The sequence below is a fragment of the Bacillus sp. AK128 genome (genome assembly GCF_053903075.1).
In genome coordinates, this window is sequence record NZ_CP096379.1 from 432,939 (window position 1) to 445,853 (window position 12,915).

A 12,915-nucleotide genomic window follows, 5' to 3' on the forward strand; every position below is an offset into this window, starting at 1 on the left:
GAATTGAAATGAGGGGAAATTCGAAAATATATGTTGCTGGCCATAAAGGTATGGTTGGTTCAGCTATAGTTAGAGGCCTTAAAAACAAAGGGTACACAGATATAGTGGGGAAAGGTTCTGACAAATTAGATTTAACAAGACAAGCAGATGTAGAAGAGTTTTTTGAAGTTGAAAAACCGGAGTATGTGTTTTTAGCAGCTGCTAAAGTGGGGGGGATTCATGCTAATGACAACTTCCCAGCTGAATTTATATATAATAACTTAATGATAGAAAGTAATATTATTCACAGTGCGTATAAGTATCAGGTTAAAAAATTGTTGTTTTTAGGTTCTTCTTGTATATATCCGAAGATGGCACAACAGCCTATAAAAGAAGAATATTTACTAACGGGGCTTCTCGAATCCACAAATGAGGCTTATGCAGTTGCTAAAATATGCGGAATTGAGTTATGTAAATTTTATAGAAGGCAGTATGGCTGTAATTTTATTTCAGCCATGCCAACTAATTTGTATGGAATTAATGATAATTTCAATCTAGAAACTTCACATGTACTACCTGCTTTAATAAGGAAATTCCATGAGGCAAAAATGAATGGTGATAAAGAAGTAATCATTTGGGGTACAGGAAAACCCCGAAGAGAGTTTTTATATGTAGATGATTTAGCTGATGCTTGTATACATTTAATGAATAAATATAATGATGAAATCCATGTAAATGTTGGTATTGGAGAAGACGTTGAAATTAGAGAACTTGCTGAGATTATAAGAAAGGTTGTGGGGTATGATGGCAAAATAGTGAATGACCTTTCAAAACCAGATGGTACACCAAGGAAACTATTAGATGTGAATTTACTTAGAGAAACTGGTTGGAAACATAAAGTTAGTCTAAATGAAGGGATAGAAAAGGTTTATACTTGGTTTATTAACAACTATTGATAGAAAAGCCTATATACATTTTTAAAATTATGAGATTATATGATAATATTTCTAAAGTTTTAGGAGTAGATAAGTTGGTCTTAAAAATCAAAACGCTACTAATACAATGGAAGTAAATAATGGTGATATATTAATTACAATAATGAGAAACAGAGTTGAAAATACTACAGGTTTTAACAAGTTATTAAATTATATTAATTTAAATATTGAAATTTCGTATGGAGTAGGTTCACTATAATTATCGATTTACCGATAGTGGAGTTGGATTCTCAGATATCTAAAGGAAAATTTACTTATTTTCCTATTATGGTGATATTGGGTAGATGTTATTTATTAACTACTATGATAACTATTATTTAAAAAAATTTTGTAAATATAACAAGAGGTTGTTATACATCCAAGATTATCTAAAACATTAGTATTAATTGCATTAATATTAGGAATTTGTTTTTAATAGACTCTATCAGGAAAATGGATGTAGTAGTTATGTTAAGTAATACTTACATTTGGCATAAACATCTATATTAAGTTCTGAATTAAGTACTTTACTATAGCAAAATTGGTTATGAAGTAGTAATCTAGCTATTATCCTAAACTGAATTTTTACTCGAATCCCACTTTTAATTAATAATTGCATAAAAGAAAAATCCTTAACAATATATTGTGATGGTAAACAAATCAGAGAATGGCTTCATGTATAAGATCATTGCTCTGCAATAGATACTGTTCTAGAACAAGGTAGGCCATGGTAAATATATACATTGGTGGTAATAATGAAAAGCAAAATCTTGAAATTGCAAAACTTATTGTTAATATATTGGGGAAAATTTGAAGCCTTAATCAAGCATGTTAAAGATAGACCAGGTTATGACAGAAGATATGCTATTGACAACAGTAAAATTAAAGCTCAAATAGGTTTGGAGCCCAATTATACATTTGAAGAATGAATAATGGAAACAATAGAATGGTACTTAAATAATATTGATTGGATTGAAAGTATAGTATCAGGCATTGACGGAATATTATATTGATTCAATTTAACTAATTCAAAAGAATACAATGATTTGCTTATTCCTTTATTTGTGAACAGTGTAAAAATCACCCCGATCAAATTATTAAAGAATATAGTGTTTTAGGAGGAAAATAATGAAGCTCATTTTATTATCTGGCGGTTCAGGAAAACGTCTTTGGCCTTTATCAAATGACTCTAGATCAAAGCAATTCTTAAGAGTACTAACTCAAAAATGTGGAAACTTAGAGTCGATGGTTCAAAGGGTTTGGGGACAATTAGAAAGTTTACAATTGAATGAGTCAACAGTAATTGCAACTAGTAAAGCTCAGGTGGATATGATTCATAACCAATTAGGCAATCATGTTCCAATAGTTATTGAACCCGAACGTCGTGATACATTTCCTGCTATCGCTTTAGCTGTGACTTACCTGTATTCTATGAAGGGTACTAATTTAGAAGAAGTAATAGGAGTTTTACCAGTAGATCCTTTTGTTGATATTAGCTTTTTTGAAAGAATAAAAGAATTAGAAGGTACAGTATTGAAATCAGGTGCTGATATAGCATTAATGGGAGTAAGTCCTACTTATCCTTCTGCAAAATATGGCTATATAGTTCCAACAAAAGATACTGAAAGTGACTATATTCAAGTAAGTCATTTTAAGGAAAAGCCTTCTGAGAAAGAAGCGGTTGATTTAATCAATCAAAGCGCTTTATGGAATTGTGGAGTTTTCGCTTTTAAGCTTCAGTACATTATAGATATATTACAAAATAAAGGTTTGCCAACCCGATATGATGAATTATTAAAAAAATACCAAAGTCTCGAAAAGATCAGCTTTGATTATGCAGTAGTTGAAAAGGCAAAAAAAATGGTAGTACTTCCTTATAGTGGTAGTTGGAAGGATCTTGGAACTTGGAATACTCTTACAGAAGAAATGGGTACTAATCTGATTGGTAAAGGGGTTATCAGTAATGATTCTAGGAATACTCATTTAGTAAATGAATTAGATATCCCTGTAACTATATTGGGTATTAAAGATGCAGTTGTTGTAGCGAGTCCAGACGGGATATTAGTAACCGACAAGGCTGCCAGTCCACGAATAAAAGAGGTATTAAATGGGTTTGACAAACGTCCGATGTATGAAGAACGTCGATGGGGGTGGTATAGGGTGCTGGACCATACAAAATTTGAAGAAGGAAATGAGGTTTTAATAAAGAGAATTGGTGTAAAAGCCGGTAAGAACCTAAGCTATCAAAAACACTATGCTCGAAGGGAAGTTTGGACAATTATTAAAGGTGATGGTGAATTTGCATTAAACGATGAAATCTGTCATGTGAAACCTGGAGATGTTTTAGAGATTCCTGTTGAGGCGAAACATGGATTAAGAGCTAATACTGACTTAGAATTTATTGAAGTACAAACTGGTTCGCAACTTATTGAAGAAGATATTGTACGTATATTTATGAAATGGGAAGATGTAGAAGAACATTGTCGATCCATAGTGAAATAATATATTTCTTAAAAGATGAGAGTGTCTACCCATGTAACTGGTATTTTTGTGTCTCATTCATGTGTTGGATTAATTGAGGGTGGAGATAATGTTTTTATAGCAAATAATCTTTGTAATTCTTGGATATATAAGCAATGGGAGACAAGTAGCCGTTGGTTGAGTGTATACGCTTGTAGTTGTAAAAGCTGACAAGGTATTCAAAAATACTCTGCTTGGCTAGAGTTCAAGTTTTATAGCTTTCATGGAAAATGAGTTCTCTCTTAATAATACTGAGGAAGGATTCGATAAGAGCATTATCGTAACAGTTTCCCTTTCTACTCATACTCGTAATGATGTGATTCTCTCGCAATAACTGCCGATAGTCATTGGAGGCATACTGGGCACCGCGATCTGAATGGTGGATCAAACCAGGTGTAGGCGGTTGTGTAACCATGGCCCGTTTTAAAGCCGTTATAACTAGCTCTTTGGTCATTCGTTCACCCATGGCCCAACCAATCAGTCGACGTGAAAACAGATCCATAATGGAGGCAAAATAAAGCCATCCTTCACTTGTCCAAATATACGTTATATCTCCAACCCATACCTGACCTGGACGTTGAACGTGAAAGTGCTGGTTCAGTAGGTTTGGATACACAGGGAGTGTGTGATTCGAATTCGTAGTCGCCTTATATTTTTTGACTGTCTTTGATCTTATTTGATTCTTATGCATGATTCGAGTGACGGTCTTCTGGGATAAGTGAATGCCTTGTGCCTGTAACGTTTTGTATTTTGGGGCTACCATATATTTTCCTAGACTCTAAATGAATACGTTTAATACGAGCGGTTAGTTGTTCTCTTCTCTTTATTTGTTCACTCTTGGGTCGGTTGACCCAAGAAATAACCACTCTTTGAAACACCTAATACAGTACACATCATCGCTACAGGAAATTCGTGTCGGTGTTTGTGAATGAAGTCGTAAAATACTTCTGGTCTTTTGCGAAGATGCCCATAGCCTTTTTTTAAGATCGCATTCTCCTCTTCCAAGTCACGGATACGCTTTTGGAGATCACGTTTATTTTTCACTTCATGTTGTACATTGCCACTTCCGACAAAGGCTGCCTCTTTACCTTGGTTGTACTTCTTTACCCAATTGTGAAACGTCTGTTCAACTAGATCTAACTCTCATGCTACTTCGGCAATTCGTTTGCCATCCTCCTATACCATTTTGATTGCGTGTAGTTTAAATTCTTTATCATATGTTTTTCTCATTCATTGACACTCCCGATTAATTGTTAGTTTTATTATACTGAATTTCTACCAATTTACCGTGTCCATTTTTTAGACTAACATCATAAATCCTACCTACTCCATATCCTCCATTTTTGGTAATCGCCCCAAGCAACTTTGTATTTCCCACTAGTACGGTTAAATTAAAAACCCCTACTAATAAAAGTAGGGTAGAACGTTGTAGGGTGATTTATCTTTATAACTCCAATTTTCCACCTTTAGATATTCAAAAATCCTCTTATCTAATTCTTCGCTTATTTTCATTATTTCAGGGGAGTTGAACCCTTTGCTTAAACCAATTTCAATTAAGAGTCTTCGCATTTCTTCAATTTTTAGTAAAAGATGATCATGTTTCAAGATGAATTCAAGCTCCCTATTGTGAAGATATAACTATTTTAAATAAAGTTGATAAGGTTAAATAGATATATATTCCCGAATAAGGTTGTGAAGTTTTATTGGATAAAAGTCAATAGACCTTTATGATTCATGATGTATTTTGTTAAAATGTTGTCCTCTCAACTCAAAAGCCATATAATTTGAGGTAGAGCAAGTAGAGATTTTATTGAGAAAATAAAATTAGCATAGATTTCGTTTCGAAAGGAAGTAAGTAAATGAATATAACAGTTACTGGAACTGGATATGTTGGCCTTGTAACAGGTGTGTGCTTAGCTCATATTGGTCATACTGTCACGTGTTTAGATATAGATGAAGAAAAAGTTGAAAAAATGAATGCTGGTATTTCTCCGATATATGAGCCTGGATTGGATGAATTAATTCAACAAAATATAAACCAAGGCCGCTTACAATTTACAACGGACAAGCAAATGGCCTATAGTGGTGCGGATGTAATTTATATTGCTGTTGGTACACCTGAACATACAGATGGTTCAGCAAATCTTGATTATATTAAAAATGCTGCGAATCAGATTGCAACATATATTCAGAAGGATACGGTTGTGGTTACGAAAAGTACGGTTCCAGTTGGAACAAATGCTTGGATTAAGACTTTAATTGATCAAAAAAAATCTCCTGAATTACATGTAGAAGTGGTATCAAATCCTGAATTTCTTCGTGAAGGTTCAGCTATACATGATACTTTTCACGGTGATCGAATTGTAATCGGTGCAGACAGTGAAGCAGCTGCTGCAATCATAGAGGAGATTAATCAACCATTCGGAATCCAAATCATCAAAACGGATTTACATAGTGCAGAGATGATTAAATATGCTTCTAACGCTTTTTTAGCAACTAAAATTAGTTTTATAAACGAAATCGCTAATATTTGTGAAAAGGTTGGTGCAAATATAGAAGATGTGGCTAAAGGTGTGGGACAGGACCAACGAATTGGACCACAGTTTTTACAAGCAGGAATTGGATATGGTGGTTCATGTTTTCCAAAGGATACAAAAGCGTTGATTCAAATTGCTGGGAATGTGGAGCATAAATTTGAACTATTAGAATCAGTGATTAAAGTAAATAATCAGCAGCAAGTCCTTCTTGTTACGAAGGCAAAGGAATATCAGGGCTCTTTAAGGGGCAAAAAGGCTGCTCTTTTGGGGCTAGCATTCAAACCAAATACAGATGATGTGAGGGAAGCAGCTTCTCTTGAAATATGTAAGCAACTTCTTAACGAAGGGGTCGAAATAACTGCCTATGACCCGGTTGCTACTAATAATGCAAAAAGGATCTTAGGAGACAAAATTAACTACTCCGCTTCTGTAGAAAAGGCTTTAGAGGGTGCAGACATCGCATTTATTGTGACGGAGTGGCCAGAAATAAAAAACCTTTCTCTATCTACATATAAAGAGTGGATGAAGTCACCCATTATTTTTGACGGACGCAACTGTTATTCTACTAATGAAGCGAAAAAAGAGAGTGTTGTTTATTACTCAGTTGGAAGAGAGTTTGTTGACTTGAAACTAAAATAAGGATATTTTTCCCTATTAGTATTTGTTAGAACTGATGTTGTTGTGGTTTAATGGAATATAGTATATTGAGACTTCGCGATTGTAGGTGTAATAATGGATAAAATAAAAGTAATGACGATATTTGGAACTAGACCAGAGGCAGTCAAAATGGCGCCACTAGTGTTGGAACTACAAAAATACCCTGAACAAATAGAGCCGATTGTAACAGTCACTGCTCAGCATCGCCAAATGCTTGATCAGGTTATGGAAATGTTTGGAATTTCGCCTGATTATGACTTGGATATAATGAAGGATCGACAAACCTTAACAGGGGTGACCATTCGAGCTTTAGAAGGTCTAGAAGAGATCATGAAGAAGGTTAACCCTGATATCGTGTTAGTACATGGTGACACAACCACGACATTTGTTGCAAGTTTGGCTGCTCTATATAATCAAACTGCCATTGGTCATGTGGAAGCTGGGTTAAGAACGTGGAATAAGTATTCGCCTTATCCAGAAGAGATGAATCGACAGCTTACCGGTGTAATGGCTGATTTGCATTTTGCTCCAACAAAACAGTCATATGAAAATTTAATCAATGAAAATAAAAAAGAAGAGTCTATTTTTATTACTGGGAATACTGCCATAGATGCATTAAAAACGACTGTGAAACCAGAATATCAGCATGACGTGTTAGATAAGATAGGTGATGATCGTCTAATACTCCTAACTGCACACCGCCGTGAAAATCTTGGTGAGCCGATGCGTAATATGTTTAGAGCCATTAAAAGGTTAGTTAATGAGCATGAGGACGTTCAGGTTGTGTATCCTGTTCATCTAAATCCAGCTGTTCGTGAGGTTGCTGATGAGATATTAGGGGATGATTCTCGTATTCATTTAATTGAGCCACTGGGTGTCTTCGATTTTCATAATTTTGCAGCAAGAGCCTATATTATTTTAACTGATTCTGGTGGTGTACAAGAAGAAGCTCCTTCTTTAGGAGTACCGGTGCTCGTGTTACGTGATACAACTGAACGCCCTGAGGGGATTGATGCGGGTACGTTAAAGTTAGCAGGAACTGAGGAAGAATCAATTTATAAGCTTGGCTATGAGCTTCTAAATGATCCAATCACATACGAGAAGATGTCTAAAGCCTCTAATCCATATGGAGATGGACAAGCCTCGCACCGGATCGTTCAAGCCATCTTATACTATTTTGGTAAAAGTAATCTTACCCCACAGTCCTTTAACTATCAGGAAGAATAACTTTTATACGTATATTTTTAATAGATTGATGAATAGTAGCACATAATGGTACTATATATACTACTAATTAATGATGCAATATTCATAAAAATTTGTCAGATAAAGTCAGTATATGATAAGATGCTGACTAGATAGAGAAAGGTCTGGAGGTATTTAGTATTAATGATAAATAATCTTCCTAATGGAGTTAAAATAAGTTTAACAAGATCAATTACAACAGCGTTTGAGCAATATATGAAATCAATTCAATGGAGCAAAGAAGCATACAATCTTGAGAAATTCGTAACTGAATGGAATGAGTATGCATCTAATAACGCAGCTTGGTATAATAAAATAGATGGTCAATTAAAAGCAGATCCTCAATTTCATCAAGACCTAGCTAATAAAATAAACGAAACGATTGAGAAAATCCTCACAGAGGAACCTACTCAAGAGCAAATGGATGAATTAGAAATGCTCATTAGAGATCTTGAAATTGCAGACATCGATTATTCTTGTAAAGCAGAAGCAAAATATCATATTGATCGACTGAAAAAATCTTAATTGTATACATAGGCTTACATTGAGGTCCTTAGCGGGACCTTTTTTCATTGAAAAATTCCTCTTATAAAGATGGTGAAAATCATGAAGAAACGTCTAATTTATAGTCTGGTTTTGTTATTGCTTTTATCTTTAGTTGCCATCAAGTTTATCCCGATAGGGGAGTATTTAGTAGTAAATGAAAATTTAAAGAACGTAGATGTGCTTATTGTTTTAAGTGGAGATAATGGTAGACTTGATGAGGCAATAACCTTGCACCAAGCAGGATACGCTGAGTATGTATTACTTTCAAGGGCTAATGAAAAAGGAACACTTTTAAAAAAGGTGTATAGAGAATTGCCTAAGGAAAAGGTACTCCTAGAGAATCACGCGACAAGTACTTACACAAATGCAGTTTACTCAAAGGAAATCATGCTAAAACACGGATTTACTTCTGCGATTATAGTTACGTCTGATTACCATACTCGAAGGACAAAACTAACCTTTGATAAGGTTTTTAAGGACAACGAAGTAAATCTCACGTATAGAGCAGTGGAAAGTAATTATTTTAAAGCAGAAAAATGGTGGGGTAATTTAAAAAGTCTCCAAATAACAGTAAGAGAATATATAAGTATTGTTGGCTATCAATTGAAATTATATAAGTGGATAGATCTTAATCCAGGGATGGCTTTGATGCGTTAAGAAGAGAAGGGGAGGAGGAGAAACCTACAAAAATAGATATAATCAACCGAATATTATTGAGGAAAATGAAATTAACAAATTCTTTTACAATTAATTATAGGAATTGAACCATAATAATAGTAAGAAAAAGAGAAAAATCGTTGACTTTATCGTTTAATGCTATCATCATTTTACATTATTCGATATAATAAATAACAAGTGAAAAAACACTTCTGTTTAAAAAGGAGCTATTTTTAATGACAAAGAAAGTCTGTGTAATTGGCTTAGGTTATATTGGATTACCTACAGCTGTCATGTTTGCAAACCATGGACTACAAGTTCACGGTATGGATGTTAATGAGAAAGCAGTAAATATGATTAAACAAAAGCAACTTCATATAGAAGAGGAAGGTCTTCAAGAACGTTTAAACCTTGCAATAGATAGTCAAAAACTTACGGTTTCTACTTCGCCAGTGGAAGCGGATATTTTTATCATTGCGGTACCTTCTCCTATTAATGATGATAAATCAGCAAATCTTGATTATGTTCGTTCAGCAACCGAATCCATTGTTCCTTTTGTGAAAAAGGGAAATCTTGTGATTCTTGAATCAACAGTTCCGCCACGTACGGTAGAAGATGTGATGATGCCTGTCCTGAAAAAGACCAATCTTCAATTCGGTACAGAATTATATATTTCCCACTCCCCGGAACGAGTGATTCCAGGCAGAGTATTTGAAGAGCTTGTTAATAATGATCGTATTGTTGGTGGGATTAATGAGGAATCTAGTCGCTTAACCGAAGAGCTTTATCGCACATTTGTTAAAGGTACCATTCATATTACAGATGCAACCACGGCAGAGATGGTAAAGGTTATTGAGAATACGTATCGTGATGTCAATATTGCTTTTGCAAATGAATTAGCGAAGATTAGTGAAAAACTAGGCGTCAATGTGTGGGAAGCTGTAAAATTAGCGAATTATCATCCCCGCGTAAATATTCATCTTCCAGGTCCTGGTGTAGGTGGACACTGTATTGCAGTTGACCCATGGTTCCTTGTTGAATTACAACCTGAGCTAGCAAATATGATTAAGCTTGCGCGTACGATTAATGATGGGATGCCGGAGTTTACAGCTCGAAAAGTAAAAGAAATTTTAACGAGCAATGGAATTCCTAATGGGCGAGTTGCCGTATTCGGTTTAGCCTTTAAAGGGAATATTGATGATATTAGGGAAAGTCCTTCTCTAGAGGTTTTACATCATATGGATCAGCTTGAGATTGATTACACGGCCTACGATCCACACATTAAAGAAAATAAGGTGAAAAATCAAACACAGCTCTTAGATGAAGCAGTATTAAAAGCAGATCTAATCGTTATATTGACTGATCACAACGAATTTAAATATTTACAACCTGAGCAAGTAAAGGATAACATGAGATCAACATTTATCTTAGATACAAAAAATTGCATTGACCGAAATATGTGGAACTCTCAGCAATTTGAGGTATATACACTAGGTGACTCTAAAAATGTCCCAAACAATTAAGAGTTTGGGACTTCTGTTTGAATAGGTGATAGGATGAAGGAAAATTTTTTAGGCGTAGATGTTTCAACATATAATTACGATGAATTAGCTGCTAAACTAATGGAAGATATCCATTCAAATCGCAGTTCGTTTATTGTGGCCATTAACCCGGAAAAAGTGATGAAGGCTCAAGAAGACGAGACATTATTACACTTACTAAATAAGGCAACTTATCAAATCCCGGATGGAATCGGGATTATCATTGCCTCCTGGTTAAAAGGCGGAAAAATTCGTTCACGTGTCACTGGTATTGATATGATGCTAAGGTTATGTGAAGAGGCTACGAAGCATCATAAAAAGATATTTTTATATGGGGCAAAGCCTGGAATTGCAGATAGTGCCAAGGAAAAACTAGAGGAAAAGTTTCCTGGTATTCAAATTGTGGGGACAATGAATGGCTATGAAAAGGATGAAACCGTCATTTCTTCTGCAATTAATGACTCACAAGCGGATATCATTTTTGTAGCGCTAGGAAGCCCGGTACAAGAATATTGGATTTTAAATCATATGGAAAAGCTAAGCCCTTCTATTTATCAAGGTGTAGGTGGCTCATTTGATGTGGTATCAGGTCGTTTAAAGAGAGCACCACTTTTCTTTCAGAAGTTGGGGTTAGAATGGCTTTATCGATTAATAAAGGAACCTTGGCGTTGGAAACGACAATTAATCCTTCCAAAGTTCTTACTTAGGGTAATCAAGAAATAGTGAGGAATGACAATGTCTAAGCTAAAGCTTGCAAGTATTTTATTATTACTATCGACTTTTATATTAAAGTTCTCTAGCATGCTTCGAGATCTAGTCATTGCTCAATTTTTTGGGGATTCTTATATGGCAGATGCCTATATTGCTGCAATGACAATTCCTAATGCCATTATTTTGTTTATGTTAACTGGAATGAAAGATGCCTTTTTGCCAAGCTACTACAAATTTGAAGAGCAAGGCAGAGGCTTTTCTCATTTAACGAATGTGGTAAAAGGAACATTTTTAATCGGAGCCATTATATCTTTAATTGGTGCGATTCTCTCTCCACTATTGATTCGGTTCCTCTACCCTGATTTTAACGAGCACGGTACTGAAATTGCTATTTGGACGGCAGTCATTTATTTCGTTTCGGTTATGGTAGTCGGTATAAATGCAGTATACGAAGGATATTTCGATGCAAAGAGGAAGTTCTCTTTTTCTACCTTTTCTCAAACTGTGGTTGTGATTTGTACGATTGGTGGTACTTACCTTTTACATGAGGAATTAGGGATTTATTCAGTTGCCATTGGCTATTTAGTTGGAACAATGATTTCCTTCTTAATCAAGGTGTTGTACTTTAAACCATCTAAGTTAATGCTATGGAGTCAGAAACTTGACCGACATGAAGTACAAGCCTTTTATCTCATTTTCTTACCAGTCGGGTTAACGATTGCTGTTGGACAGGTCAACCTATTTGTTAATACATTGTTTGCTGCAAGATTAGGAGAAGGTGTGGTCGCCAATTTAAACTATGCATTTCGCCTGGTTAATATACCTCAAGCAATCTTTGGAGTAGTTATAGCAACGATTATTTTCCCTATCTTAGCTGAAGCTAAATCAAAAGGGAATACAAAGCTTTTTTCAACAGGGATAGAGAAGGGACTTATGTACATGTTCCTATTCCTAGCACCTGCTGTAGCTGGAATGTTGTTGTTAATGAAAGAGATTGTTCAGCTCGTTTATGAACGTGGTGCATTTGATGCAAATGCTACGGCGTTGACAACAGAATATGCCTTGTTTTATATAGGCTCGGTGTTGTTTTATAGTATACAAGCTGTAATTGCCAAAGGGTTTTATACGCTTGAAAAGGGACACTATATGCTCCGGATCGGAGTTATTTCAATAGTATGTAATATAATCTTTAATGCCATTTTATCTAACGTAATGGGTGCATCCGGTTTGGCACTATCCTCATCTTTAGTGGGTCTTGTCTACTCGGTCATAACATTTGTGACGTTATATAAGATGACAGGCGGCTTTAATATAAAGCTAATCGGTAAAGAATACAGCAAGATCATTTTGGCTACTGTCATAATGGTAGTAGCTTTACTTGGAGTTCAATATATAGAATTCATTGAACAATTACCCGTATTTATATATTTAGTATTTATGGTGATGCTAGGAGCTTTGGTTTATTTTACCGTCTTAATCCTAATGAAAACATCATCTTTACAGGAGATGCTTAAACGATCAACAAAATTGAAGGGTAATTAAATTGGA

General features: G+C 35.0%; 11 protein-coding genes and 1 pseudogene. 10 read left to right on the forward strand and 2 right to left on the reverse strand.

The window, feature by feature from the left end; genetic code table 11:
- Positions 1 to 8 precede the first annotated feature (8 nt).
- The 3 genes from fcl (at position 9) to M1D60_RS02030 (ending at position 3,455) form a co-directional block, all read left to right on the forward strand.
- On the forward strand, positions 9 to 935 hold the full coding sequence (gene fcl / locus M1D60_RS02020) for a GDP-L-fucose synthase (protein ID WP_456277561.1): 927 nt from the start codon (positions 9 to 11) through the stop codon (positions 933 to 935).
- 773 nt (positions 936 to 1,708) lie between these two features.
- Positions 1,709 to 1,882, forward strand: a complete 174-nt coding sequence (locus tag M1D60_RS02025) for a hypothetical protein (protein WP_456277562.1) — start codon at positions 1,709 to 1,711, stop codon at positions 1,880 to 1,882.
- Between the two features lie 199 nt (positions 1,883 to 2,081).
- The gene (locus M1D60_RS02030; protein WP_456277563.1) at positions 2,082 to 3,455 is read left to right on the forward strand and encodes a sugar phosphate nucleotidyltransferase; all 1,374 of its coding nucleotides are present in this window, start codon (positions 2,082 to 2,084) and stop codon (positions 3,453 to 3,455) included.
- 94 nt (positions 3,456 to 3,549) lie between these two features.
- Here M1D60_RS02030 and M1D60_RS02035 read toward each other — a convergent pair.
- Positions 3,550 to 4,703, reverse strand: a pseudogene (locus M1D60_RS02035) (IS3 family transposase).
- 174 nt (positions 4,704 to 4,877) lie between these two features.
- The gene (locus M1D60_RS02040) at positions 4,878 to 5,042 is read right to left on the reverse strand and encodes an aspartyl-phosphate phosphatase Spo0E family protein (RefSeq protein WP_456279553.1); all 165 of its coding nucleotides are present in this window, start codon (positions 5,040 to 5,042) and stop codon (positions 4,878 to 4,880) included.
- Between the two features lie 290 nt (positions 5,043 to 5,332).
- Here M1D60_RS02040 and M1D60_RS02045 point away from each other — a divergent pair, with 290 nt between their 5' ends.
- The 7 genes from M1D60_RS02045 (at position 5,333) to murJ (ending at position 12,909) form a co-directional block, all read left to right on the forward strand.
- Entirely contained in the window at positions 5,333 to 6,649 is a 1,317-nt protein-coding gene (locus M1D60_RS02045) for a UDP-glucose dehydrogenase family protein (protein WP_456277564.1), read from the forward strand.
- 90 nt (positions 6,650 to 6,739) lie between these two features.
- A complete protein-coding gene (gene wecB / locus M1D60_RS02050; RefSeq protein WP_456279554.1) occupies positions 6,740 to 7,894 on the forward strand; it encodes a non-hydrolyzing UDP-N-acetylglucosamine 2-epimerase in 1,155 nt (384 codons plus the stop codon).
- A gap of 162 nt (positions 7,895 to 8,056) precedes the next feature.
- Positions 8,057 to 8,437 carry a hypothetical protein gene (locus tag M1D60_RS02055; protein ID WP_456277565.1) on the forward strand — a complete coding sequence of 127 codons (381 nt, stop codon included), beginning with the start codon at positions 8,057 to 8,059 and terminating at the stop codon, positions 8,435 to 8,437.
- A gap of 81 nt (positions 8,438 to 8,518) precedes the next feature.
- Positions 8,519 to 9,115 (forward strand): YdcF family protein, encoded by a 597-nt coding sequence (locus M1D60_RS02060; protein ID WP_456277566.1) that lies wholly within the window; start codon positions 8,519 to 8,521, stop codon positions 9,113 to 9,115.
- 236 nt (positions 9,116 to 9,351) lie between these two features.
- Positions 9,352 to 10,638 (forward strand): nucleotide sugar dehydrogenase, encoded by a 1,287-nt coding sequence (locus tag M1D60_RS02065; RefSeq protein ID WP_456277567.1) that lies wholly within the window; start codon positions 9,352 to 9,354, stop codon positions 10,636 to 10,638.
- 33 nt (positions 10,639 to 10,671) lie between these two features.
- The gene (locus M1D60_RS02070) at positions 10,672 to 11,379 is read left to right on the forward strand and encodes a WecB/TagA/CpsF family glycosyltransferase (RefSeq protein WP_456277568.1); all 708 of its coding nucleotides are present in this window, start codon (positions 10,672 to 10,674) and stop codon (positions 11,377 to 11,379) included.
- A gap of 12 nt (positions 11,380 to 11,391) precedes the next feature.
- Positions 11,392 to 12,909, forward strand: a complete 1,518-nt coding sequence (gene murJ / locus M1D60_RS02075) for a murein biosynthesis integral membrane protein MurJ (protein WP_456277569.1) — start codon at positions 11,392 to 11,394, stop codon at positions 12,907 to 12,909.
- Positions 12,910 to 12,915 lie beyond the last annotated feature (6 nt).

Coding starts and splice junctions, on each gene's coding strand:
- M1D60_RS02065 (WP_456277567.1), top strand. CDS start 9,352: ATGACAAAGAAAGTCTGTGTAATTGGCTTAGGTTATATTGGATTACCT.
- M1D60_RS02040 (WP_456279553.1), bottom strand. CDS start 5,042: ATGCGAAGACTCTTAATTGAAATTGGTTTAAGCAAAGGGTTCAACTCC.
- murJ (WP_456277569.1), top strand. CDS start 11,392: ATGTCTAAGCTAAAGCTTGCAAGTATTTTATTATTACTATCGACTTTT.
- fcl (WP_456277561.1), top strand. CDS start 9: ATGAGGGGAAATTCGAAAATATATGTTGCTGGCCATAAAGGTATGGTT.
- M1D60_RS02025 (WP_456277562.1), top strand. CDS start 1,709: ATGAAAAGCAAAATCTTGAAATTGCAAAACTTATTGTTAATATATTGG.
- M1D60_RS02045 (WP_456277564.1), top strand. CDS start 5,333: ATGAATATAACAGTTACTGGAACTGGATATGTTGGCCTTGTAACAGGT.
- M1D60_RS02030 (WP_456277563.1), top strand. CDS start 2,082: ATGAAGCTCATTTTATTATCTGGCGGTTCAGGAAAACGTCTTTGGCCT.
- M1D60_RS02055 (WP_456277565.1), top strand. CDS start 8,057: ATGATAAATAATCTTCCTAATGGAGTTAAAATAAGTTTAACAAGATCA.
- M1D60_RS02070 (WP_456277568.1), top strand. CDS start 10,672: ATGAAGGAAAATTTTTTAGGCGTAGATGTTTCAACATATAATTACGAT.
- M1D60_RS02060 (WP_456277566.1), top strand. CDS start 8,519: ATGAAGAAACGTCTAATTTATAGTCTGGTTTTGTTATTGCTTTTATCT.